This window comes from Streptomyces sp. NPDC055287, assembly GCF_053646035.1.
This window is the reverse complement of sequence record NZ_JBSHNE010000027.1, coordinates 1-24,957: the sequence shown is the minus strand read 5'-3', so window position 1 is coordinate 24,957 and position 24,957 is coordinate 1. Positions and strand designations below refer to the sequence as shown.

Here is a 24,957-nt window from a genome sequence, read left to right as displayed (position 1 = left end):
CACAGCACCGATTACCCGAGTGTTCGGCGCCCGAGGAGACGCGACCGCACGGCACGACCCCGGAGCCCCGTGACCCGCGCCCCCGACGCAGGCACGGCAGTCCGAAGCGACCGCCCCGCCTCAGCGCACCTCGATGAACGCCACCGGATCCCTGGGCGCCCGTTCCTTCGGCGGCGCCGCCGCGTGGCCCACCGCCACCGCGCCCATCGGGTCCCAGCCCTCCGGCAGCCCCAGCACCTCCCGCACCACGTCACGGCAGAACATCGTCGAGGAAACCCAGGCAGACCCCAGCCGTTCGCCCGCGAGCGCCACCAGGAAGTTCTGCACGGCCGCCCCGGCCGCGACCACGAACATCTCCCGCTCCGCCGCGTCCCGACGAGCATCCCCGTACACGTGCGAGCCGTCCATCACGAGACACGGCACCACCAGATACGGCGCCCTGCGCAGCACATCCCCCCGCCGCACCCGCTTCGCGACCGACTCCTCCGACTTCCCGTCGGCCCGCAGATCGGACACCCACGCGTCCCGCATCGCGTCGAGCAGCGCCACCCGCGCCGCCTCCGACTCCAGCAGAACGAAGCGCCACGGCGTCGTGTGATGCGGCGCCGGCGCCGTGACAGCCGCCGCGACCGCGCGCCGTACCGCCGCCGGGTCCACCTGCTCGTCCGTGAAGTCCCGCACCGTACGCCGCAGCGTCACCGCTTCCCGCACAGCCTCCGACGTCCCGAGCCGGAACATGTCGTCGGCCGCGGACCGGACCAGGCCACGCGTGCCGGAGTCCCCGGCCACCACATGCGAAAGCCCCCGGACCACCGCGACCGGCAGCCCCTCAGCCTTCCCCTTCACCAGATCGCCGGCCGCCGCCAGTTCGTCCCCGACGGCGACGACCGTCACGTTCAGCGGATTGCCGTACGCGTCGGTCCCGCCCCGCAGATCCTCGAGCACACGGACCCCGGCGGCCCCGATCGCCACATCGGTCAGACCGTTGCGCCACGGCCGCCCGAAGGTGTCGGTGACCACGACACCCACGTCCACACCCAGCGCGTCCCGCAGCCCGTCCCGGATGATCCGCGCGGAAGCGTCCGGATCCTCCGGCAGCAACAGCACGGTCCCCGCGGCGGTGTTGGACGCGTCGACCCCGGCCGCGGCCATGATCAGCCCCTGCCGGTTCTCGACGATACGAAGCGTCCCGCGCCGCGCGACCACCCGTACCGTCTCCGCGTCGATGGCCGCCTCGCGGTCGGCCGCCTCCACGACGCGGCCCTCGGCCTTGCTGACGATCTTCGAGGTGACGAGCAGGATGTCGCCGTCGACGAGCCCGGCCCCGGTGGCCGCGATCAGCTCGGCGATGTCGTCGCCGGCCCGCACCTCCGGCATCCCGGCCAACGCCCACACCCGGTACCCCGGCGCCTGCGCACCGAGCCCGGCCCCCGAAACCTGAGCAGGCACCACTGCGGCACCCGAACCAGCACCCGAACCCGGAGCGGAGCCGATACCCGAACTCAAGCCGGAGCCGGCACCCGAACCGGAGTTGGAAGCCGCCCCCACCTCCGGCCCCGCCCCCCTCACGCCCGTACCTCCTCGGCCAGCCCCAGCGCCTCCCGCGCCATCGCCGCCGTCGCCTCGACGCCGGTCATCATCAGCGGAACCGCCCGGCACCGGATCCCCGCGCTCTCCACCTCGTCCACCACACCCGCGTCCACGGTGTCGACGAGCCACCCGTCGAGCAGCCCGGACCCGTAGTGCTGTGCGACGGCCGCAGCCGTGGACTCGACGCCCACCGCGGCCAGCATCTTGTCGGCCATGCCTCGCACCGGCGCGTCCCCGACGATCGGCGAAAGCCCCACCACCGGTACCCCCGCATCGGCGATCGCCTCGCGAATGCCCGGGACGGCCAGAATCGTCCCGACGCTCACCACCGGGTTGGACGGCGGGAAGAGAATCACGTCGGCCGAACCAATGGCCTCCAGAACCCCCGGCGCCGGCTTCGCCTGCTCCGCGCCCACCGGCACGACCGCCTGCGCGTCCACCGACGCACGGAGCCTCACCCAGTACTCCTGGAAGTGAACGGCCTTCCGCTCCCCGTCGACATCGACGGCGACGTGCGTCTCGATCCGGTCGTCGGACATGGGCAGCAGCCGCACCCCCGGCTGCCACCGCTCGCACAGGGCTTCCGTCACCGCGCTCAGCGGATATCCCGCCCCGAGCATCTGCGTACGGACGATGTGCGTCGCGAAGTCACGGTCGCCGAGCCCGAACCACTCCGGCCCCACGCCGTACGCCGCCAGCTCGCCCTTCACCTGGAAGGTCTCGTCCGCACGCCCCCAGCCCTGCTCCTCGTTGATGCCACCGCCGAGGGTGTACATCACGGTGTCGAGGTCGGGGCAGACCTTGAGCCCGAACAGATGAATGTCGTCACCGGTGTTGCCGATGACGGTGATGTCCGCGTCAGGCGCGGCCGACTTGAGGCCGCGGAGGAAGCGAGCGCCACCGATACCGCCTGCCAGAACCACAATGCGCATGCACAGCAGTCTGTCAGGCCGGTACGACATCCTGGGCGGCGCCCGGGGAGGAGCACCGCGCCGAGTGCATCGGCATCTCGGTGAGGCCGGGGAAGTAGACGTGCAGGCTCACCGCCGGCTCCAGCGCGTCGTTCACGACCTCGTGGACGTAGCCGGGCGCGAACACCCGCTGCGATCCCGGCCCGAGCGTGCGCTGCGCCCCGCCCGCCCCGTTGCGCTCGGTCAACTCGCCGTCGAGGACGGTCAGTACGCCGGACGAAGCCCCGTGATCATGCATACCACTGCCCTGACCGGGCACCCAGCTGAGCAGCCAGACCTCGTACCCGGGTCCGGTACGCAGCCGGTGGTACCAGCGGCTGGTGGCGTCGTACGAGACGAGGTGTTCCCACTGCGCACGGTCGACGGCGATGGAACGGGCGAGGCCGGCGAACTCGGCGACGGTGGCCGGGTGCTCACGGGCGGGCTGGAGAAGGTGCTGGACGGCGAGGATGTCGCCGGCGATCTGGAGGTCGCTGTCGCTGTTCATGGTGCGGGGGTTCCTCGGCTTGAGAGCTGGGGTGTCGCAAGGAAAGGTGTCGCGATTGGAGGCGTCGCAAGACGGATACCTCGGGGCGTTACGCAGAGTCAGGAAAGGTCAGCTGGAGCGCGGGGGCTTCAACAGCTGGAACAACAGCAACAGGAACAGCCAAAACGGACCTGGGCAGCGCGACGGAACCCACGCGTGTGAGTCCGGGGGAGCGCTGCGGTCAATGACATGCGTTCAAGGAGACCTGCTCCCTCACTCGCTGTCAACTGTGTGACCGTTTTGGGGCTAATGTTTCACCTCATCCGGTTAATGGATGTGGAGAAAGGTTTGTGCAGGCGGCGGCGCGGAGATGTGGCCCATCAGCCGCGCAAGCAAACGTCGTCGCGGCGTCGCGACCGGACTGTGATCCGGATCGCTTCCGCGGATCTATCGCAACAAGATCAAACCCCGCCGCATCTCACCCTGATGAGGGGGCGTGGATGAGCCGGTGGCATGTGTCACAGATTTTAGCGATTTGAACACTTTCCGCATAGCTTTGGTTCCGCAGAGTGAATAACCGGCTCAATAGCAGATCTCGGCTTGACTGCCCCGGATCCGCACACTTGTAATTTCACTCGTGTCGTTCGGCCGAAAACGGCAACGACTACATCACGGGGAAGCAAAGACAGACGAGGGGCGCACATGACCGAGCTGTTCCAGCAACTGCTGGTCGAGGACGCGGACGAGGAAATCGGCTGGCAGGAGCGCGCCCTGTGCGCACAGACCGACCCCGAGTCCTTCTTTCCCGAGAAGGGCGGTTCCACCCGCGAGGCCAAGAAGGTCTGTCTCGCCTGTGAAGTCCGCTCCGAATGCCTTGAGTACGCCCTGAGCAATGACGAACGGTTCGGAATCTGGGGCGGCCTGTCCGAGCGTGAACGCCGACGACTGAAAAAGGCAGCCGTCTGACGGCGAACCGCCAAGCCTGGCCGCGCGCGACGACAGCACGCGAGATCCACCAGCAGTCCCACAGTCCAGCAGACCAGCGGTTCCCGCGCGGCGCTCACTGATCAAATGGCGCAAGTGTGCACGTATCAACCGGTCCGTCGCCCGGCCCCCGGCCGCAGGCGGCGGACCGTTGTGTTGCCCAGCCGTTAGTGTGGGGCGCTGTCCGAGACGCATCAACGCCCCCAAGGGTCGCGCGCGTCGACGCAGTCAGACAGCAGCCTTCCGGGGGGCGACCCCCGGACCCCGGCCGGAGGGCCCGTACCCCGATGTCCGTGCACAGCCAAACGTCGGCGCCGTACGCGGCGGCCGCTCCCGAGTTCCCCCGGCATGTCGTCACCGCCGTGCTCGTCTCCCACGACGGCGCGCGCTGGCTGCCCGACGCGCTCGCCGGACTTCTGGGGCAGGAACGCCCCGTACAGAACGTCGTCGCCGCCGACACCGGCAGCGCGGACGATTCCGCCGAACTCGTCACCGAAGCGATCGGCGCCGACCGCGTACTGCACCTCGCGCGCCGCTCCGGTTTCGGCACGGCCGTCGACGAGGCGGTCCGTACCGCCCAGGTCCTCACGCCCGAGGAACTGCCTTACCTCAAGCGCCCCAGCGGCTGGGACCCGGTGAGCAGGTCGTGGCGCGACGACGCGTACGACATGCCCGAACTCCCGCACGGCGAACCGGTGCAGTGGCTGTGGCTGCTGCACGACGACTGCGCGCCCGAGCCGGACGCCCTCGCCGAACTTCTGCGCGTCGCCGACTCCGACGAGCACGCCGCCGTCATCGGCCCCAAGCTCCGCGGCTGGTACGACCGCAAGCAACTCCTCGAAGTCGGCGTCTCCATCGCCAACAGCGGCCGCCGCTGGACCGGCCTCGACCGGCGCGAGCAGGACCAGGGCCAGCACGACCAGGTCCGCTCCGTACTGTCCGTGTCGACCGCCGGCATGCTCATCCGCCGCGACGTGTGGGAAGAGCTCGGCGGCTTCGACCGCCGGCTGCCCCTCATGCGCGACGACGTCGACCTGTGCTGGCGCGCCCACGCCGCCGGCCACCGCGTGCTCGTCGCCCCCGACGCCGTACTGCGGCACGCCGAGGCGTCCGCGCGCGAGCGCAGGCCCATCGACTGCGCGGGCCGCTCCGTCGCCAACCCGCACCGCGTCGACAAGGCGGGCGCCGTCTACGCGATGCTCGTGAACGCGCGGGGCGCCGCCCTCCCGTACGTCATGCTGCGCCTCGTCCTCGGCACCCTGCTCCGCACCCTCGCTTACCTCCTCGGCAAGGTCCCCGGCCAGGCGGTCGACGAAGTCACCGGCCTGATGGGCACCCTGCTGCGCCCCGGCAAGATCCTCGCGGCCAGGAAGCGGCGCGGAAGGGGCAAGGTCGAAGCGAGCGAACTCCGGCCGCTCTTCCCGCCGACCGGCGCGACCATCAGAGCCACCGTCGAACAGGTCGCGGGCAGCTTCGGTTCCCGCTCCGAGCCCGAGTCGGCCTCGGGCTCCCGGCACGGCGTCGTCGAGTCGGGCCCCGGCGGCGACGACGCCGACTACATGGAGATCGAGCAGTTCGCGCGCCTGAAGCGGATCGCCCGCAAGCCGGGCCCCATGCTCTTCGTGCTGCTTCTCCTCGTGTCACTCATCGCCTGCCGCGGCCTCCTCGGCGGCGGCTCGCTCGCCGGCGGCGCCCTGCTGCCCGCGCCCGACGACGTGTCCGGCCTCTGGTCGCGGTACGCCGACGTCTGGCATCCGATCGGCACCGGCGGCACCCAGACGGCGCCGCCGTACCTCGCCGTACTCGCCGCCCTGTCGGCCGTCTTCCTCGGCTCCACCGGGCTCGCGCTCACCGTGCTGCTGGTCTGCTCCGTGCCGCTGGCCGGCCTCACCGCGTACTTCGTCTCGCGTCCGCTCGTCGAGTCCCGCCTGCTGCGCGCCTGGGCGGCCGTCGCCTACGCGTTCCTGCCCGCCGCCACCGGAGCGCTCGCGACCGGGCGGCTCGGTACGGCCGTCCTGGCGGTCCTGCTGCCCCTCATCGCGCGGTGCGCCGTAGCCGCGAGCGGTCTGCGCGCCGGGGGAGCGCGTTCCAGCTGGCGCGCTGTCTGGGCGTACGCGCTCCTGCTGACCTTCGCCATGGCGTTTACGCCGATCGTGTGGCCGATCGCCCTGGTCCTCGGCATCGGCGTACTCGTGCTGCGGCGCGGCGACATCACGGCGTACGGACTGCGCTTCGTCGCGGCGCTCGGCACGCCCGTGCTGATGCTGGCCCCCTGGTCCCTCTCCCTCCTCACCAGCCCCTCCGCTTTCTTCCGCGAGGCCGGCCTCGACTTCAGTACGGGCCCGGCCGGCGCGCTCGACCTGCTCGGCACGAGCCCCGGCGGCCCCAGGGCGGCGGGCGGGCTGCTGCTCATCGGCATCGTCCTGACGGCGCTGGCCGCCCTGCTGCGCGGTGAGCGGACGTATCCCATCCGCACGGCGTGGACCGTGGCGCTCGTGTCCCTCCTCTTCGCCGTCTTCGCGAACAGCTCCGAAGGCGGCTGGGCCGGCCCCGCGACCCTCGTCTACGGTCTGGCGCTCATCGGCGCCACCGTGCTCGGCGCGGACGGCGCACGCGAACGCGTCGCCACCCAGAGCTTCGGCTGGCGCCAGCCCGTCGCCGTACTGATCGCCTTCGCCGCGGCCGCCGGACCACTGCTCGCCGCCGCCGGCTGGATGATCGGCGGCGCCGCGGGACCGCTGGAGCGGCGCGACCCGGTGCAGGTGCCGGCGTTCGTCGCGGAGGAGAGCGGCACGCGCGACCAGGCACGCACCCTGGTCCTCGGCGGCACGTCGGCCGCGAAGGTCTCGTACACCCTCGTACGCGGCTCGGGCGCCCGTCTGGGCGACGGCGAGCTCGCCGAGGCGGGCGGCAGCAGCCCGCAGCTCGACAAGATCGTCTCCAACCTGGTCGCGGGCTCCGGCGCCGACCAGGCCGACCAGCTCGGCGGCTACGCCGTCCGCTACGTCCTCGTACGCGACGGAGCGCCGCGCGCGATGAGCCGCGTTCTGGACTCGACCCCCGGCCTGAGCCGGCTGAGTCAGCTCGACGGCAGCGCGCTGTGGCGCGTCGACCGCCAGGTCGCGCGGGCCACGATCGTCTCCGGCAAGGAGGGCGGCGAGCCGCTGTCCGTCGCGTCGAGCCCGGTCGAGGCACACACGAAGATCCCCGCCGGTGAGGCGGGACGCGTCCTGCGCATCGCGGACTCGGCGGCCGAGGGCTGGCAGGCCACGCTCGACGGGCGCGTACTGCCGAAGAAGACCATCGACGGCTGGGCGCAGGGCTTCGAACTGCCCGCCGAAGGCGGTCGGCTCGACCTCACGTACGAGGTCCCCCTCACCCACACCGTGTGGATCTGGACCCAGGTCGGCCTCGCCCTGCTCCTCGTGGTGCTCGCACTTCCGGGCCGCCGCCGGGAGGTCGACGACGACCTGCCCGAGGAGGAGTACGAGGTGCCCGCGCAGCCGGTCGCGGGCGAGGGCCGCCGGGCGCGCAGGCTGCGCGCGGCGGCGCAGGCGGAAACGCCGCACGCTCCGGGGACGGACGCGCAGGAGGCGGCCGGGGAGCAGCGGCCGGCCCCGCCGGCCGAGGACCCGTACGGCCGGCTGCCGCAGGAGCAGGACGAGAGCGCCGTGTACGCGTCCGTACCGCAGCAGCCGCAGTACGGCGAGTGGGAGGCGACGCAGTCGTACCCGGGCGCCGAGTACGGGCAGCAGCAGTACGTCGGCCAGGAACAGCAGCAGGGTTACGGCGGCGAGCAGTACCAGGGCGACCCGTACCAGGCGGCCGGACCGTACGGCGACGGCGGGCAGTACCAGGCCAACCCGTACCAGGAGGGCCAGTACCAGGACGGTCAGTACCAGGACGGTCAGTACCAAGAGGGCCAGTACCAGGAAGGCCAGTACCCGGCGGCCGACCCGTACCAGGAGGGCCAGTACGACCCGTACGGCTACGGGCAGCAGCAGCAGCCGCCGCAGCAGCCGTACGGCGAAGGCAACGAGCCCGAGCAGCGTCCCGACGGGAGCAACAACCGATGAACCGCACCACCCTCTCCCTTATCGCCGCCGCCACCGCCCTCGCCGCGGTCACCGGGTTCGCCGTCGTCTCCGCCCCGGACGGCGGCACGACCGGGACCGCCGCCGACGCGAACCCCCCGGGGCGGATGCCGGTGGAGCGCTCGAGCCTGCTGTGCCCGGCACCCAGTACGTCCGACCTCGCGGAGACGGCGTACACGTCCTTCACTCCGGCAGGGAAGGGAGAGGCGAACGCGAAGGCCGGCTCCGCCGAACTCCTCCCGACCGACGCGACCTTGGCCGCCCCGGACGACGGCAAGGACAAGAAGAAGGACAAGGGCAAGGGCGCGGGAAAGACGGAGGCGAGCAAGCCGGTCCTCTCCCTCAAGGAACCGGGCAAGCCCGTCACCGCCGAGGCGAACACCGCCGAGGCCCCCGCCCTCGTCGGATCGGCCGACGGACGCCTCGCGCCCGGCTGGACCGCCCAGCAGACCACCACGGTCACCGCGGGCCAGGGCCGGGGCGTGCTCGGCGTCAGCTGCACCGCGCCGGACACCAGCTTCTGGTTCCCGGGCGCGAGCACCGCCGACGGGCGGCAGGACTACGTACACCTGACGAACCCGGACGACACCGCAGCCGTGGCCGACATCGAGCTGTACGGCAAGGACGGCGCCCTGGAGTCGGATTCGGGGGAGGGCATCACGGTCCCGGCGAGGTCCAGCGTGCCCGTACTGCTGTCGACGCTGAGCGCCGACGGCGCCGCGAACGTCACCGTTCACGTCACCACCCGGACCGGCCGCGTCGGCGCCGTCGTCCAGGCCGTGGACGAGGAGGGCGGCAGCGACTGGCTGGCGGCGTCCGCCGAGGCGTCGGGCACGGCTGTGCTGCCCGGCATCCCGCAGGACGCGACGTCCGTGCGCCTGGTGGTGTTCGCGCCCGGTGACGACGACGCCGACCTCAAGGTGCGACTGGCCGGGCCGACCGGCTCCATCACACCGGCCGGCCACGAGACCCTGCACGTCAAGGCGGGGATGACCACGGCGGTCGACCTCAAGGACGTCACCAAGGGCGAGGCGGGTTCACTGCTGCTGAGCCCGGCCGCGCAGGGGCGCCCGACTCCCGTGGTCGCCGCGCTGCGCGTGGTGCGCGGCAAGGGCGCCGCGCAAGAGGTGGCGTACATCCCGGCGACCGGACAGGTGGGCGACCGGGCCACGGCGGCCGACAACAGGGCGAAGGGGTCGGTGCTCTCGCTGACCGCGCCCGGCGCGGCGGCCGAGGTGAAGGTGACGGCGTCGGCGGGCAGCGGGGGCGGCGAGGCGGTCTCCAAGACGTACACCGTCAAGGCCGGTACGACGCTCGCGGTGAAGCCGCCGGTGCCGTCCGGGCTCAAGGGCTCGTACGCGCTGACGGTCGAACCGCGGTCCGGCGGCCCGGTCCACGCGTCGCGCGCGCTCGAGCTGCCCGAGGACGGCATCCCGATGTTCACCGTGCAGACGATGCCGGACGACCGCGGGACGGTCTCGGTGCCGGATGCGGAACAGGACCTGTCGGTACTGGACGACTGAGGGAAACGGGGGGCGGGGACAGGCCGGTGGGGCAGATGTATGCCGACCCTGACACCCGGCGGGCCTGACACCCGGCGGGCCTGACACCCGGCGGGCCTGACACCCGCCCGGCCCTGACACCCGCCCGGCCCTGACACCCGCCCGGAGTCAGGCCTCCCCGTCCCCGTACCGCGGATCGACCGACTCCGGCGACAGCCCGAGCAGTTCCGCGACCTGCTCCACGACGATCTCGTGCACGAACATGGCGCGCTCGTCCCGGCTCTTGGTCCGGATCTCGACGGGCCGCCGGTAGATGACGATCCGCGCCGGATGGCTGCTCGTGGCGGCGATCATTCCGCCGAGCGGTACGGACTCCGCCGCCCAGCCGTCGGAATCGCCGCCGCTCGCGGGCGGCACGTCGAGTACCAGGAAGTCGACCTCGGCGAGCTGCGGCCACCGCCGTTCCAGGCGCTCCACGGAGTCCTGTACGAGGTCGCCGAACGCGGCGGCCCGGCTGGTCGAGAGGGGCACCTGGGGCGGCGCCACGGGGCCGCGCATGCCGCGCCCGTGGCGGTCGCGTCGCCGGGGCCCCGGGCCGGTGGGGAGGGGAGGTACGGGACTGTCCATCACTGACGCAGGGTAGCCCTCCCGGGGACGGTTGGATCGCGCCGGAGGGGCGGCATGCGGCATGTCGCATATTGAGCATTCCAGCCAACGTTGGGCTCGTTTTCACGCCCGTACGCGACCGTCGATCTCGCATCGGTTGACGGCATTTGCCCCAAGTGGCGACTGGTCACACTCCGGTCACCGCCTGTGCCCACGAGTCTCCGCGCAGGTCAGACCAGTTGCGTGAGGGGCCGCCGGGGCCCAGGGGTATCCGCGACACGGTGGAGTGACGTGGGGGAGAGTCGTCGCGGCCCGCTCAAGAGTGCGGTACCGTCCAACGTCGTGAGCCCTGTACGTCGCTGTTCGCGCACCGCGTGCGGCCGCCCTGCCGTCGCGACACTGACGTACGTCTACGCGGACTCGACCGCAGTCCTCGGCCCGCTCGCCACCTATGCCGAGCCCCACTGTTACGACCTGTGCGCCGAGCACTCGGATCGGCTGACCGCGCCACGCGGCTGGGAGGTCCTGCGCCTCGTCGACGGCTCGGCCCCCTCCCACCCCAGCGGTGACGATCTCGAAGCGCTCGCCAATGCCGTGCGTGAGGCCGCCAGGCCGCACGACCGCGCGGCGGAAGCGGGCGCCGGAGCACGCACGGCGGACCCGATGGAGGTCGCGCGCCGCGGCCATCTCCGCGTCCTGCGTTCCCCGGATTCCTGAAGCCACCGTCCTCCCGGCCGCTCCTGTAGCCCTACGGGTAGCTTTAGGGCGACCAAATGGACCTCAGGAGGGCTGGCCGTGGCTGCTGACCGGGCTGATCTGTCGCAGATCGTCAAGGCGTACGACGTGCGCGGAGTGGTTCCCGACCAGTGGGACGAGTCGCTGGCCGAGCTGTTCGGCGCGGCCTTCGCGCAGGTGACGCAGGCCGACGCGATCGTCACCGGTCACGACATGCGGCCCTCGTCGCCGGGGCTGTCGCGGGCGTTCGCGCGCGGCGCGGCGGCGCGCGGGGTGGACGTGACGGAGATCGGCCTGTGCTCGACCGATCAGCTGTACTTCGCCTCCGGGCGCCTGGGACTGCCGGGCGCGATGTTCACGGCGTCGCACAACCCCGCGCAGTACAACGGCATCAAGATGTGCCGGGCGGGAGCGGCGCCGGTCGGCCAGGACACCGGCCTGGCGGAGATCCGGGCACTGGTGGAGGAGTGGTCGGCCGGCCCCGCTCCGACGACGGCGCCCGCGACCGGCACCGGAACCATCACGCAGCGTGACACGTTGACGGACTACGCGGCCCATCTCCTCTCCCTGGTCGACCTCTCGGCGATGCGGCCCCTCAAGGTCGTGGTCGACGCGGGCAACGGCATGGGCGGCCACACGGTCCCCACCGTCTTCGAGTCCCTCCCCCTGACGCTCGTCCCTCTCTACTTCGAGCTGGACGGCACGTTCCCGAACCACGAGGCCAACCCGCTCGACCCGAAGAACCTCGTCGACCTCCAGGCGAAGGTCCGCGAGGCCGGCGCCGACCTCGGTCTGGCCTTCGACGGCGACGCGGACCGCTGCTTCGTCGTGGACGAGCGCGGCGAGGGCATCTCCCCGTCGGCGATCACGGCCCTGGTCGCCGCGCGCGAACTGGCCCGCAACGGGGGCAAGGGCGCGGTCATCCACAACCTGATCACGTCGTGGTCGGTCCCCGAGGTCGTACGGGAGAACGGCGGCACGCCGGTCCGCACGCGCGTCGGCCACTCCTTCATCAAGGAGGAGATGGCCCGTACGGGTGCGATCTTCGGTGGTGAGCACTCGGCGCACTACTACTTCCGGGACTTCTGGAACGCGGACACGGGCATGCTGGCCGCCCTCCACGTCCTGGCGGCCCTCGGCGGCCAGGAGGGCACGCTGTCGGCCCTGGTCGCGGAGTACGACCGCTACGCGGGCTCGGGGGAGATCAACTCCATGGTGGCCGACCAGACGGGCCGTATGGCGGCGGTCAAGGCTGCGTACGCCGGCCGCGAGGGCATCATCATCGACGAACTCGACGGCCTGACGGTCACCACCGCGGACTGGTGGTTCAACCTCCGCCCGTCGAACACGGAGCCTCTGCTGCGCCTGAACGTGGAGGCGAGGGACGAGCCCACGATGTCGAAAACCCGGGACGAGGCCCTGGCTCTCATCCGCGCCTAGCCGCCGCCGGTTCCCGCCGGAACGGCAAGGCACTCCGGACGGGGCGGCGCGGGCACTCGCGCCGCCCCCGTCTGCGTCTGGGGCTGGGTCTGCGGACAGTGCGAACCGACTGTTCGGCCGGACGGTACCTGCGCGCACGAAGCTGCCGTTCCGCGTGGGGGCCTTCGTGGTGCTCGTGCTGCTCATGGTGCTCGTGGTGCGAGGACCACCCACCCACCCGCCGCCGAACCGGCAGAGCGGAACACCCACGCCCCGCCATCCCGCGCCGCTCCCCACCCGGCGGTAGGCTGACCTGGCCCAATCCGTACCCGTATCCGCATGCTTGAAGGGACCCACCCCATGCCGCTCGAAGCCGGCCTTCTGGAGATCCTCGCCTGTCCCGCCTGTCACGCGCCCCTCAGCGACGCGTCCGCCGCGGAAACCCCCGAGCTGATCTGCACCAGCAAGGACTGCGGCCTGGCCTACCCGGTACGGGACGGCATCCCGGTGCTCCTCGTCGACGAGGCCCGCCGCCCCGTCTGACAGGCCGGCCCCGCCCGACAGCCCCGCCCGACACGCCCGCCCCGCACCACCCACCACCCCGCGCAGCGCCCCACCACAGGCCACGCGCCCGGCGATCGGAGGCCCGCACCATGCTCGACGAGTCGTTGCTCGACGACCCGGAGTCCCTGGCCCGCGCCGACCTCCGCGGCCTGCTGCGCGGCGCCGCCGAGGCAGGTGCCCGGGTACGGACCGCCGCCCGGCACGCCACGGAGGCCGGTCTGGCGGAGATCAAACCGGAGGGCCGCCCCCGCGCCGTACTGATCGCGGGCCCCGGCACCGCCGCCAGCGGCGTGGCCGACCTGCTGGCCACGCTCGCCGGCGCCGCCTGCCCCGTCACCCGGCTGCACTCCACCGGCGTCGCCCCCGCGGCCGGCGCCCTGCGCTGGCAGCTCCCGGGCTGGGCCGGCTCGGTCGACCTCCTGCTCCTCGTCACCCCGGACGGTGCCGAACCCGGCCTCGCGGTCCTCGCGGAGCAGGCGTACCGCCGCGGCTGCACCGTCGTCGCCGTGGCCCCGCAGCGTTCACCGCTGAGCGAGTCCGTCAACGGCGTGCACGGCCTGGTCGTACCGATGGCGACAGCCCCGTACGAGGAGTACGACGAGGGCACGGCCACCGGCCCCGGCGCACTGTGGGCGCTCCTGACCCCCCTTCTCGTCCTCTTCGACCGCCTCGGCCTGATCAGCGCACCGCCGGACACCCTGCGCCTCGTCGCCGACCGCCTCGACCGCACCGCGGAACGCTGCGGCCCGGCCATCGCCATGTACAGCAACCCGGCCAAGACGCTCGCGTCCGAGCTCGCCGACTCGCTCCCGCTCATCTGGACGGAGGGCGCGTACGCCGGCCCCGTCGGCCGCCGTTTCTCCGCCGTACTGGCCGAGCTGGCAGGCCGGCCCGCCCTGTCGGCCGAGCTCCCGGAGGCCCTTCCCGCCCACGGCGTACTGCTCTCGGGAGCCTTCGCCGCCGGCGCCGACCCCGACGACTTCTTCCGCGACCGCGTCAACGAGGCACAGGCACTGCACGCCCGCGTGGTACTCCTCCGCGACCGCCCGACCGGCGGAATGACCGCCGCCCCCGCCGCTCGCGAACTCGCCCTGAGCCACGACACGGCCATCAGCGAGATCGAACCCGAGGACGGCAGCGAGCTGGAGAACCTCGCCGAGATGCTCGCCATCACAGATTTCGCCGCCGTTTACCTGGCGCTCGCATCCGCAGGGCGATCATGAGCACCAGCACCTGACGGCGGCCACCGCCAAGGTCACCACCAGCAACGTCACCGCACCCAGGGGAAGCCCCATGGACCGCCTCTCGAACACCGTGCGCCCCTACGCCTGGGGCTCCACGACAGCCATCCCGGCCCTCCTGGGCACCGCCCCCACCGGCGAACCCCAGGCCGAGATGTGGATGGGCGCCCACCCGGGAGCCCCCTCCCGGCTCGACCGCGGCGACGGTACGGGCGAGCAGCCACTGTCGGCAGTCATCAACGCGGCCCCCGAAGCCGAACTGGGCGAGGCCGCGGTACGGAAGTTCGGTCCCCGCCTCCCCTTCCTCCTCAAGATCCTCGCGGCCGGCGCCCCGCTCTCCCTCCAGGTCCACCCCAACCTCGCCCAGGCGAAGGAGGGTTACGCCGCCGAGGAGCGCGCCGGGGTCCCGATCGACGCCCCGCACCGCAACTACAAGGACGCGAACCACAAGCCGGAACTGATCTGCGCCCTCACTCCCTTCGAGGGACTCTGCGGCTTCCGCGCCCCCGCCGAGTCGGCCGACGTACTCGCCGCACTCGGGGTCGACTCCCTCAAGCCGTACGTCGACCTCCTGCACGCACACCCCGAAGAGGCCGCCCTCCGCGAAGTCCTCACCGCCGTACTGTCGGCGGACCGCGCAGAGATGGCCGAGACCGTCACTGCCGCCGCGGCAGCCGCGGACCGCCTGGGCGGCGCGCACGCCCCGTACGCCACCCTCGCGCACCACTTCCCGGGCGACCCGGGCGTCATCGCCGCCATGCTGCTGAACCACGTACGACTCCAGCCCGGCGAGGCCCTCTTCCTCGGCGCCGGAGTCCCGCACGCGTACCTCAGCGGCCTCGGCGTCGAAATCATGGCGAACTCGGACAACGTCCTGCGCTCCGGGCTGACCCCCAAGCACGTGGACGTCCCCGAACTTCTGCGCATCGTCCGTTTCGAGGCCGGTGATCCCGGCATCCTGCGCCCCGAGGCGTCCTCGTCCAGCGGCGAAGAGCTGTACGACACCCCGATCGACGAATTCCGCCTCTCCCGTCACGTCCTGGCACCGGGCGCCGCGCCGCGCACCCTGCCGTCCGCCACCCCGCAGATCCTGCTCTGCACGGCGGGCAGGGTCCGGGCCGGCGAACTGACGCTCGCGCCCGGAGAGTCGGCCTTCGTGCCCGCAGGCGAATCCGTTGATTTGTCCGGTACGGGCACACTCTTCCGGGCCACAGTGGTCGCCTGACGTACCGTCCGTACTGCCTGCCGCGGCAAGCTGCAACAATGTGCGGCCGTACGGCGGCGCCAGGGCCGCGGCACCAAGGAAGGGACATCCGGCACCCATGAGTGCGTCAGGCGGAACCAAGGCGATCGTGGCGGCACTCGCCGCCAACCTCGCGATCGCAGTAGCCAAGTTTGTGGCGTTCCTCTTCAGTGGCTCGTCCTCGATGCTCGCGGAGAGCGTGCACTCGCTCGCCGACTCGGGGAACCAGGGCCTGCTACTGCTCGGCGGCAAGAAGGCCCAGCGCGAGGCGACCCCCCAGCACCCCTTCGGCTACGGGCGCGAGCGCTACATCTACGCCTTCCTGGTCTCCATCGTTCTGTTCTCGGTCGGTGGCATGTTCGCCATCTACGAGGGCTACGAGAAGATCAAGCACCCCCACGAGATCGAGGCCTGGTACTGGCCCGTCGGCGTCCTCGTCTTCGCGATCATCGCGGAGTCCTTCTCCTTCCGTACGGCGATCGTCGAGTCCAACCAGACGCGAGGCAGCCTCTCCTGGAAGGAGTTCGTGCGCCGCGCCAAGGCCCCCGAACTGCCGGTCGTCCTCCTCGAGGACCTCGGCGCGCTGGTCGGCCTGGTTCTGGCGCTCGTCGGTGTGAGCCTGGCGATCGCCACGGGCGACGGCGTCTGGGACGGCATCGGCACCCTCTGCATCGGCGTCCTGCTGATCATCATCGCGATCATCCTGGCGGCCGAGACGAAGTCTCTGCTCCTCGGTGAGGCGGCGGGCACGGAGGACGTCGAGAAGATCAAGGCCGCGCTCGTCGACGGCGCCACGGTCACCCGCGTCATCCACATGCGCACGCTCCACCTCGGCCCGGAAGAGCTGCTGGTCGCCGCCAAGATCGCGGTCCAGCACGACGAGACGGCCACCGAGGTCGCACACGCGATCAACGCGGCGGAGGACCGCATCCGCGCGGCCGTCCCGATCGCCCGGGTGATCTACCTGGAGCCGGACATCTACAGCGAGACGGCGGCAGCGGCGGGCGAGAACCCGGCGAGCACCCCGGGCGGCCCGTCCGCCCCCTGACGCCCGCAGGGGAGGCGTACACCGAGTACGCCCGACACGACGTGTACGCCCCTTGAGGTCCGCGCAGGAGGCGTACGCCGAGAGGCCCGCCGCGTCTCGTGCGACGCCCCGCCAGTCACCGACGAAGGCCCCCGCCGTCCACCGGCGGGGGCCTTCTCGCTGCCTGTCCAAGCCGGGCGTCCACCTACGCCGGGGGCCACCCGGGCCCAAAGGGCGCCGGGACGCTCACCGCACGCCGCCGCACCACAAGGGCAGCCACCGCGAGCCCGGCCCCTGCCAGGAAGACCACGGCTCCGGTCAGCCCGGCCACCACGAACAGGGCCGGAACCGTCCAGTCGTCCAGAACCCGGCTCCGCACAGCGGTGACGGCAACCGTGCCGGACTGCTCGGAGCGGTAACGCGAGTCGAGCGAGTTCCCGCGGTTGTCCCCGAGCACGAACATCCGCCCCTCGGGCACCCGGACGTCGAACTCCGCGCCGGCGGCGCCGGGAGAGCCGTCCTTGACGTACGGCTCGTCGAGCGGCCGGCCGTTCAGCGTCACCGCCTCGTCCCCGTTGCGGTACGCCACCCGGTCACCGCCCAAAGCCACGACCCGCTGCACGGAGAGCCCGACCGGGACCCGGTCCGGAGCCGAGAAAAGGACCACGTCGCCGCGCCGGACATCGGCGCCGTCCATTTCCTCGGCGACGATCGTGTCGCCCTGCCGGTACGTCGGCTCCATGCTCCCCGAGGCGATCTCGGACGCCTGATACCCGCCCCGGCCCATGACGAGACCGACCGCCATGAGCACCGCCCCGGCCGGCAGCAGTACGGCCGCCGCGATCCCCGGCCCTCGCCCCGGACGCCGTCCGTCCCCCGTCACTGCCACCGCTTGTGCCGCCTGTCGCATGGTTCGCTGGCCTCTCCCACCCCGGAAATGTGCTCGCACATGCTAGAGACCACCGGCGGTAGGGATGCCGACGGGCCCCGCGCGACATCGCGCGAGGCCCGCCCCGGTCCGTACCGGCTACCGGATCTCGCCCAGCACCCGCAGGATCGCCGCCTCGTCCGGGGCTGCCGAGAGCCGCTCGCGGAAACCGGCGTCCATGAGCTTGCGCGAGAGCAGCGCCAGGATCCGCAGATGCTCGTCGCCGGCGGCGGCCTGCGGCACGGAGATCATGAAGACCAGCTTGGCCTTCGTGCCGTCAAGCGAACCCCACTCGATGCCCTCGGCGGACCGCGCGAACCCGACGACGGGCGCGCTGACCGCATCGGTCTTGGCATGCGGAATGGCGATCTCCTCACCCAGTCCGGTGGTGCCCTGCTCTTCCCTGGCGAGCGCAACCCGTACCAGTTCGTCGCTGTCCCGTACGTTCCCGGAGGCAGCCAGCAGCTCGGCCATCTCCCGGATCGCGCCATCCCTGTCGCGCGCGTCCAGGGCGACCTTGACGGTCAGCCCGGTGAGATACCCCGACAGGAGATCACCCCGTACCCCGGCCACGACGGCAGCAGCACCGGAACCAACACCAGCACCAACACCCACCCCAGTACTGACCTCCGCCCCCGAGCTGCCACGCGAAGCACCAGCCCCAAGAACCGGACCTCCACCAGCAGCCAGCACATCCGCACCACCACCAGCGCCGGCACCCGCACCAGCCCCAGCACCCGCACCAGCCCAAGCACCCGCACCAGCCCCAGCGACCGCAGGCTCAGCCACCAACGCCCCAGCCGCAGTCGTACCTCCAGTCCCACCGCCAGCCACGACCACACCACGCCCGCCCCGCTCCTTGATGCCGATCAGCGCATTGGTGGAGACCGCGGTGATCACCACCCCGGCCGCCACAGCCACAAAGAACATCGGCACGCCGCCCACCGCGCCCAGCACGGCGACGATCGGCCCACCGTGCGGCACGGCGTCCGTGACGCCGGCCATGCCGGCTGTCGCACCGGCGACCGCGCCACCGAGCATGTTGGCCGGAATGACCTGCGCGGGCCGCGCCGCCGCGAACGGGATCGCGCCCTCCGAAATGCCGAACATCCCCATGAACAGCGCGGCCATCCCGGTCTCGCGCTCCTGCTCCGAGTAGAGCTTGCGCCGGATCAGCGTGGCCAGCCCCTGCCCGAGCGGCATCACCGGAATCGCCGCGGCGCACATCCCCATCACGGTCTGATTGCCCGTGGCGATGAGCCCCGCCCCGAACAGGAACGCGGTCTTGTTGACCGGCCCGCCCATGTCGAATGCGATCATCAGCCCCAGAATGGCTCCCAGCAATATCGCGCTGGTCCCGGTCATTCCGCTGAGCCAGCTCGTCAGATGCTCGAAGACCCAGGCAATGGGACTCCCGATCACGTAGACGAAGAAAAGCCCGAGCGCCGTGGTCGCGACGATCGGGATCACGATGATCGGCATGATCGGCCGGGCGAACTTCGGGACCCTGACCTTCTTGATCCACAACACCAGGTACCCGGCCAGGAACCCGGTCACGATCGCACCGATGAACCCCGCGCCCGCCTCCGAGTCGTACAGCGACCCGTCATTGGCGATCCAGCCGCCGATCATGCCCGGCACCAGCGCCGGCCGGTCCCCGATGGCGTACGCGATGTATCCGGACAGGATCGGCACCATCAGCTTGAAGCCGATGACGCCGATGTTGTTGACGTCCATCCAGAAGGAATCCTTCGGGATGACGAGGCCCTCCGGCGTCGCGTTCCCGCCGAGCGCCAGCGAGACGGCGATCAGCAGCCCGCCCACCACGACGAACGGGATCATGTACGAGACCCCGTTCATCAGTGCCTTGTACGCGACACTGCGCTCTCTGCCGCCGTCACCGCCGGTCGGCGCCTCGGCAGGCCCACCCGCTTCCCCCGCACCGCCTTCTCCCTCCTGCACGGGCGCGTCGAGCACCTGCTCGATCAACCGCTCGGGATGACGAACCCCTTCAGCCACCCCGACAGCCAGCACCTTCTTCCCGACGAATCGGCTCCGGTCGACGTCCTTGTCGGCCGCGACAATGACCCCGTCCGCATCTCTGACATCGTTGTCAGAGAACACGTTCTCAGTACCGATGGAGCCTTGCGTCTCCACCTTCATCTCCACGCCGAGCCGCTCGGCGGCCTGTGCGAGCTTCTCCGCCGCCATATACGTATGGGCGATACCAGTGGGGCAGGCGGTGACGGCGAGCAGCTTCAGCTTCTTCTCGCCGCTCGTGCCTCCGCCCCGTGGGGGGCCGGCCGGACCAGTCACGTGAATCTCCTGTCGCGCATGTGTTGCCGATGCGATGCACAGGCATCGTGCAACACGGCGCGGCCAGATCAAAAGCCCAGAAAACCCGGTTCCGTACCGACCCCTGACCCCGACTTCCGGCCACAGTCCCGACCAGGGCGGCTGGGGATCACTGGGCCGATCGGTGTAGATTCGTGACCTAGCCAGACGTCGCTGCTGATGGCGGTCGGGCGGTCCCGTGGGCCGGCCGAGGGAGAGAGGGCCTCCGACGGACTGCGCTGCGAGCGCCCGGGCACTCGTATGCCCGCCGCCCGCAGAGTCAGCCGTACCCACCTCGACCCGTAACCACGAGGAGCAGCCCGCATGACGACTGTCGCCACCGGCCAGGACTTCAAGGTCGCCGACCTCTCCCTTGCCGCCTTCGGCCGCAAGGAGATCACTCTCGCCGAGCACGAGATGCCCGGCCTGATGTCGATCCGCAAGGAGTACGCCGCCACCCAGCCGCTCGCCGGCGCCCGCATCACCGGCTCGCTGCACATGACCGTGCAGACGGCCGTCCTCATCGAGACCCTGGTCGCCCTGGGCGCCGAGGTCCGCTGGGCCTCCTGCAACATCTTCTCGACCCAGGACCACGCCGCGGCCGCCATCGCGGTCGGCCCGAACGGCACCCCCGACGCCCCCGCCGGCGTCCCGGTCTTCGCCTGGAAGGGCGAGACGCTGGAGGAGTACTGGTGGTGCACGGAGCAGGCTCTGACCTGGCCGAACACCCCCACCGGCGGCCCGAACATGATCCTCGACGACGGTGGCGACGCCACGCTCCTTGTGCACAAGGGCGTCGAGTTCGAGAAGGCCGGCGCCGCTCCGGACCCGTCCACCGCGGACAGCGAGGAGTACGCCCACATCCTCACGCTCCTCAACCGCACGCTCGGTGAGAGCCCGCAGAAGTGGACCCAGCTGGCCTCCGAGATCCGCGGCGTCACGGAGGAGACCACCACCGGTGTCCACCGTCTGTACGAGATGCACCGCGACGGCACCCTCCTCTTCCCGGCGATCAACGTGAACGACGCCGTCACCAAGTCGAAGTTCGACAACAAGTACGGCTGCCGCCACTCCCTGATCGACGGCATCAACCGCGCCACCGACGTGCTGATCGGCGGCAAGGTCGCCGTCGTCTGCGGCTACGGCGACGTGGGCAAGGGCTGCGCCGAGTCCCTGCGGGGCCAGGGCGCCCGCGTGATCATCACCGAGATCGACCCGATCTGCGCACTGCAGGCGGCGATGGACGGCTACCAGGTCACGACGCTCGACGAGGTCGTCGAGACCGCCGACATCTTCATCACCACGACCGGCAACAAGGACATCATCATGGCCGCCGACATGGTCAAGATGAAGCACCAGGCGATCGTCGGCAACATCGGTCACTTCGACAACGAGATCGACATGGCCGGCCTCGCCGCCGTTCCCGGCGTCGTCAAGGACGAGGTCAAGCCGCAGGTCCACACCTGGAAGTTCCCCGACGGCAAGGTCATCATCGTCCTGTCCGAGGGCCGCCTCCTGAACCTGGGCAACGCGACCGGCCACCCCTCGTTCGTGATGTCCAACTCCTTTGCGGACCAGACCCTGGCCCAGATCGAGCTGTTCACCAAGCCCGAGGAGTACCCGACCGACGTCTACGTGCTGCCCAAGCACCTCGACGAGAAGGTCGCCCGCCTCCACCTCGACGCCCTCGGCGTCAAGCTCACGACCCTCCGCCCCGAGCAGGCCGCCTACATCGGCGTCCAGGTCGAGGGCCCGTTCAAGTCCGACCACTACCGCTACTGAGCCACACGCTCAGCACTCAGCAGCAGTAGCTGTCAGGCAGGCCCCCGCACCCCCGTGTCGGGGGCCTGCCCCGTGCCGGACCCAGAAGGACCCGAGGACCCCATGCCCCGCGGCCGTTATTCGCTCCACGATCCCCACGACCACACCCCCCTCGGGGAAGAACACTTCCACTGCGCCCCCGGCCCCTCCGGCTGGCGTTACGTCTCGCAGATCACCACCCCCTCCGGCGACCACGCCGGCTCCGTCGACCTGGCCATCGACGACCTCGGCCGCCCCATCCGCCTCGAACTTCACGCCGCGAGCTGGCAGGTTCGCGGCGCCGCCATCGACGGTGTGACCTGGGTACGCACCGACCCGACCGGCACCCACGCCACCGAAGGCAACGTCCCCGCCCACACCTTCACCGGCACATCCCCCGCCTTCCTCATCGCCACAACCCGCCTTTTGCGCCTCACCCCCGGTTCCCCCGCCACCCGTGTCCGCCTCGTCGCCTTCACCGACCCCGTCCTGGCCCCTCGCACGATCGACCAGTCCTGGGCCTTGCTGAAGAGTGAAGCGCATGCCACTGACAACGGCCCCCTGATGGTGGACGAGTACCAGGTCAACGCCCTGGACACCGGCGAGCAGCACCACATCCACATCGCAGGCGACGTGGTCCTGTCAGCACCCGGCACCGAACTGGAACACCTGGAAACCCCACCCTCAGCGTTCCTCTGACCCCCCTCGCCCCAGGACGGGCCGCCCCGGCATCCAGCGAGCCGGACGCCTCCTCAACCGCCGCAGACGCACCCCCCAGCGTTTGAGAGTCGAGCACAGCACCGGGACGGCGCCCCCACTCGGAGGGGCAGGCCGGGGAGGGACCCCCGCGCCTAAGCAGGCGGCGCGAACCCGGTCCGCGAAGCGGAACCCCCCGCCTCCGCCACACCAGACACCGGCACCCCTCCCGGAGCAGCCTCAGCACCCGAAGCCGCATCCGAACGAGCAGCCGCACCTGCACTCGGAGCCACTCCCACGCCCCCCGCGCCCGAGGCCACCCCCACACCCGCCGCACCCGGCTCCGCTGCGGGGCCCGCACCCCGACCAAGCCACCCGCCACCGTCGGCTCCGCCGGCAACCGCCCCGCCACCAACCGCCCCCGCGCCAATCCCCGCCGCCCTCGCACCAGCCCGCCGCGCATCCCGCGCCTGCCGCTCGTTCACCACCGCGGCCAGATACGCCGCCGGAGGCACCTCCCGCGGCGCCGGCGCCCCCGTACGTATCGCGAGATCCCCGGCCAGCCGCTCAGCCATGGACCAGCTCACCTGCGGATCAAGCTGCCCCATCCGCGTCAGGTACTGCCGTATCGCAAGCCACAGCCCGTCCGGCACCCCGGACAGATCGAGCCCGGCAAACCGCCCCACCAGCCACGGCGGCGGAGGCGGCACCGCAGCCACCCGCCCCGCGGACACCCGTTCCCGTACGACGAGAGTCCCCGCGAACACATCCCCGACCCGCCGCCCCCGCTCGGAAACGAGCGAAGCGATACAGGCGACAACCCCGAACGTCATCAGAATCTCGACGACCCCCACCGCCCCCCGCACCAGCGCGTGCCGGAAGCGGATCGGCCCCCCGTCGTCCCGCACCACCCGCAGCCCGCACGCCATCTTCCCCAGCGACCGCCCATGGGTGAGCGTCTCCACCGCGATCGGCGCCCCGACCAGCACCAGCAGAAACGACGCCACGGATATCGCCATACCGGCCGCCTCGTCGAGCGAGGCGGTGGCTATCGCCAGCCCGACCGAAACACTCAGGAAAACCGTCCACACCACAGCCATGTCGATCGCCAGAGCGAGCGCCCGGCTCGGCAGCCTCGCCGGCCGAAGCCCCAGTACAACCGCGTCGCCCGTAACAAGCTCACTCACCGGAAACCCACCCTCCGCCACCCATGGCCGCCCTTCCCTGCCCCCTGGATGCCCAGTCTGCCAAGCTGGCCCGCAGCACGCGCCGCGTAGTACGGACCGTACGGACCCAGTGCCTGGAGCAGCAGCCGATCATGGACCTCGACGTCTTCGTCACCGCCCACCACGCCGAGTGGGACCGACTGGACCACCTCCTGCGCCGCGGCCGCCGCCTCACCGGCGTCGAAGCCGACGAACTGGTCGCTCTCTACCAGCGCACGGCGACCCACCTGTCGCTGATCCAGTCGAGCGCCCCGGACCCGACCCTCACCGCGCGCCTCACCCAGCTCGTGGCCCGCGCCCGCGCCACGGTGACCGGCACGCGCCGCGCGTCCTGGCGCGACGCCACCCGCTTCCTCACCGCGGGCTTTCCCGCCGCGATCTACCGCACCCGCCACTGGTGGGTCCCCACGGCCCTGCTCTCGATCGCCGTGGCCGCTGTGATCGGCTGGTGGATCGGCACCCATCCCGAGGTCCAGTCGGCAATCGCCGCTCCGGACGAGCTCCGCGAGATGACCCGCCCGGGCGGCCAGTACGAGACGTACTACTCCAGCCACCCCGCGGCATCCTTCGCCGCCCAGGTCTGGACGAACAACGCACAGGCCGCCGCCATGTGCCTGGTCCTCGGCGCCTTCCTCTGCTTCCCGGTGCTCTGGATCCTCTTCCTCAACATGCTGAACCTCGGCGTAGCCATCGGCCTCATGTCCTCGGCCGGCCGCCTCGACGTCTTCCTGGGCCTGGTCGTACCGCACGGCTTGCTCGAACTCACGGCGGTCTTCGTAGCCGCCGGTACGGGCCTGCGCCTCGGCTGGACCCTGATCGATCCGGGCCCCCGCCCCCGTCGCACCGCCCTCGCCCAGGAAGGCCGCGCCGCCCTCGGAATGGCGATCGGCCTGGCCGTGGTCCTCTTCGTCTCGGGCCTGATCGAAGGCTTCGTTACGCCGTCGGGCCTGCCCACCTGGGCCCGCATCGCCATCGGTGTCGCCGCCGAGCTGGCGTTTCTCGCGTACGTCTACATCCTGGGCGGCCGCGCAGCCCGAGCCGGGGAGCGTGGTGACGTCGAGGAGACCGACCGCAGCGCGGAACTCCCCACCGCCGCGTGATGTGCGTGCGGCGCCTCTGACCTGGTACTGTCCTGTCCGCCCCACAAAACCCGTTGACACGGCTGGCGTGGGGAGGTAGATTTAAACGGTTGCAACGGGTGGACATACCCACTGGCAATAGTTAGAGTCTGTCTCGCTCTCCAGCGGAGTCACCTCTCCGGAGAGCCTCTTCGACTCTCAATTCGAATCACGAAGCCGATTAGCTCGGTGGAAATGCTTCTGATAAAGTCGGAGACAAGCCGAAAGGCAAAAGGCCACTCCAGCGGCCACCGGAAACAAACGTCGAACCGGAAACGGAACGGAAAACGGATCTGGTAAGGTTGGAAACACGAAATACCGGAGGAAAGCCCGCGAGGGTGAGTACAAAGGAAGCGTCCGTTCCTTGAGAACTCAACAGCGTGCCAAAAGTCAACGCCAGATATGTTGATACC

General features: G+C 71.1%; 20 protein-coding genes. 12 read left to right on the top strand and 8 right to left on the bottom strand.

Going from position 1 to position 24,957, the window contains the following annotated elements:
* Positions 1 to 120 precede the first annotated feature (120 nt).
* The 3 genes from ACWIHY_RS29830 to ACWIHY_RS29820 form a co-directional block, all read right to left on the bottom strand.
* A complete protein-coding gene (locus ACWIHY_RS29830) occupies positions 121 to 1,449 on the bottom strand; it encodes a coenzyme F420-0:L-glutamate ligase (protein ID WP_454379021.1) in 1,329 nt (442 codons plus the stop codon).
* Between the two features lie 116 nt (positions 1,450 to 1,565).
* Complete coding sequence (gene cofD / locus ACWIHY_RS29825) at positions 1,566 to 2,522, bottom strand: 2-phospho-L-lactate transferase (RefSeq protein WP_454379019.1); 957 nt, start codon at positions 2,520 to 2,522, stop codon at positions 1,566 to 1,568.
* A 13-nt stretch (positions 2,523 to 2,535) separates the two neighbouring features.
* On the bottom strand, positions 2,536 to 3,048 hold the full coding sequence (locus ACWIHY_RS29820) for a cysteine dioxygenase (RefSeq protein WP_454379017.1): 513 nt from the start codon (positions 3,046 to 3,048) through the stop codon (positions 2,536 to 2,538).
* Between the two features lie 681 nt (positions 3,049 to 3,729).
* Here ACWIHY_RS29820 and ACWIHY_RS29815 point away from each other — a divergent pair.
* The 3 genes from ACWIHY_RS29815 (at position 3,730) to ACWIHY_RS29805 (ending at position 9,628) form a co-directional block, all read left to right on the top strand.
* Positions 3,730 to 3,993, top strand: coding sequence for a WhiB family transcriptional regulator (locus tag ACWIHY_RS29815; protein ID WP_028810740.1), 264 nt, complete (start codon positions 3,730 to 3,732; stop codon positions 3,991 to 3,993).
* A 305-nt stretch (positions 3,994 to 4,298) separates the two neighbouring features.
* On the top strand, positions 4,299 to 8,087 hold the full coding sequence (locus ACWIHY_RS29810) for a glycosyltransferase (protein ID WP_454379016.1): 3,789 nt from the start codon (positions 4,299 to 4,301) through the stop codon (positions 8,085 to 8,087).
* Entirely contained in the window at positions 8,084 to 9,628 is a 1,545-nt protein-coding gene (locus tag ACWIHY_RS29805) for a DUF5719 family protein (RefSeq protein WP_454379014.1), read from the top strand. The genes ACWIHY_RS29810 and ACWIHY_RS29805 overlap by 4 nt, the downstream gene beginning before the upstream one ends.
* 147 nt (positions 9,629 to 9,775) lie before the next feature.
* On the opposite strand, the gene ACWIHY_RS29800 is transcribed toward ACWIHY_RS29805, so the two are convergent.
* Entirely contained in the window at positions 9,776 to 10,234 is a 459-nt protein-coding gene (locus ACWIHY_RS29800) for a metallopeptidase family protein (RefSeq protein ID WP_454379012.1), read from the bottom strand.
* A gap of 321 nt (positions 10,235 to 10,555) precedes the next feature.
* Here ACWIHY_RS29800 and ACWIHY_RS29795 point away from each other — a divergent pair, with 321 nt between their 5' ends.
* The 6 genes from ACWIHY_RS29795 (at position 10,556) to ACWIHY_RS29770 (ending at position 16,463) form a co-directional block, all read left to right on the top strand.
* Positions 10,556 to 10,930, top strand: coding sequence for a DUF3499 domain-containing protein (locus tag ACWIHY_RS29795; RefSeq protein WP_454379010.1), 375 nt, complete (start codon positions 10,556 to 10,558; stop codon positions 10,928 to 10,930).
* Positions 10,931 to 11,008: 78 nt separating this feature from the next.
* Positions 11,009 to 12,388, top strand: coding sequence for a phosphomannomutase/phosphoglucomutase (locus tag ACWIHY_RS29790; protein ID WP_454379009.1), 1,380 nt, complete (start codon positions 11,009 to 11,011; stop codon positions 12,386 to 12,388).
* Between the two features lie 339 nt (positions 12,389 to 12,727).
* Positions 12,728 to 12,910 (top strand): Trm112 family protein, encoded by a 183-nt coding sequence (locus tag ACWIHY_RS29785; protein ID WP_454379008.1) that lies wholly within the window; start codon positions 12,728 to 12,730, stop codon positions 12,908 to 12,910.
* A gap of 110 nt (positions 12,911 to 13,020) precedes the next feature.
* Positions 13,021 to 14,154, top strand: a complete 1,134-nt coding sequence (locus tag ACWIHY_RS29780) for an SIS domain-containing protein (protein ID WP_454379006.1) — start codon at positions 13,021 to 13,023, stop codon at positions 14,152 to 14,154.
* Between the two features lie 70 nt (positions 14,155 to 14,224).
* Positions 14,225 to 15,397, top strand: a complete 1,173-nt coding sequence (gene manA, locus ACWIHY_RS29775) for a mannose-6-phosphate isomerase, class I (protein WP_454379004.1) — start codon at positions 14,225 to 14,227, stop codon at positions 15,395 to 15,397.
* 97 nt (positions 15,398 to 15,494) lie between these two features.
* A complete protein-coding gene (locus ACWIHY_RS29770; RefSeq protein ID WP_454379002.1) occupies positions 15,495 to 16,463 on the top strand; it encodes a cation diffusion facilitator family transporter in 969 nt (322 codons plus the stop codon).
* Positions 16,464 to 16,647: 184 nt separating this feature from the next.
* Here the strand turns inward: ACWIHY_RS29770 and lepB are convergent, their stop codons facing one another.
* Together lepB and ACWIHY_RS29760 are read right to left on the bottom strand one after the other, a co-directional pair.
* The gene (gene lepB / locus ACWIHY_RS29765) at positions 16,648 to 17,352 is read right to left on the bottom strand and encodes a signal peptidase I (RefSeq protein ID WP_454379001.1); all 705 of its coding nucleotides are present in this window, start codon (positions 17,350 to 17,352) and stop codon (positions 16,648 to 16,650) included.
* A gap of 117 nt (positions 17,353 to 17,469) precedes the next feature.
* Positions 17,470 to 19,686 carry a fructose-specific PTS transporter subunit EIIC gene (locus ACWIHY_RS29760; RefSeq protein ID WP_454378999.1) on the bottom strand — a complete coding sequence of 739 codons (2,217 nt, stop codon included), beginning with the start codon at positions 19,684 to 19,686 and terminating at the stop codon, positions 17,470 to 17,472.
* A 342-nt stretch (positions 19,687 to 20,028) separates the two neighbouring features.
* Here ACWIHY_RS29760 and ahcY point away from each other — a divergent pair, with 342 nt between their 5' ends.
* Positions 20,029 to 21,486, top strand: coding sequence for an adenosylhomocysteinase (gene ahcY / locus ACWIHY_RS29755; protein WP_454378997.1), 1,458 nt, complete (start codon positions 20,029 to 20,031; stop codon positions 21,484 to 21,486).
* Between the two features lie 102 nt (positions 21,487 to 21,588).
* Positions 21,589 to 22,203: a hypothetical protein gene (locus ACWIHY_RS29750; RefSeq protein WP_454378995.1), complete on the top strand. Its 615-nt coding sequence runs from the start codon at positions 21,589 to 21,591 to the stop codon at positions 22,201 to 22,203.
* A 152-nt stretch (positions 22,204 to 22,355) separates the two neighbouring features.
* On the opposite strand, the gene ACWIHY_RS29745 is transcribed toward ACWIHY_RS29750, so the two are convergent.
* Entirely contained in the window at positions 22,356 to 23,387 is a 1,032-nt protein-coding gene (locus tag ACWIHY_RS29745; RefSeq protein WP_454378993.1) for an RDD family protein, read from the bottom strand.
* A 131-nt stretch (positions 23,388 to 23,518) separates the two neighbouring features.
* Between ACWIHY_RS29745 and ACWIHY_RS29740 the strand changes: the two genes are divergently transcribed.
* A complete protein-coding gene (locus ACWIHY_RS29740; protein ID WP_454379116.1) occupies positions 23,519 to 24,526 on the top strand; it encodes a stage II sporulation protein M in 1,008 nt (335 codons plus the stop codon).
* Positions 24,527 to 24,725: 199 nt separating this feature from the next.
* Here ACWIHY_RS29740 and ACWIHY_RS29735 read toward each other — a convergent pair.
* Positions 24,726 to 24,957 (bottom strand): hypothetical protein (locus ACWIHY_RS29735; RefSeq protein ID WP_454378991.1); only part of this gene is annotated, 232 nt, incomplete at its 5' end.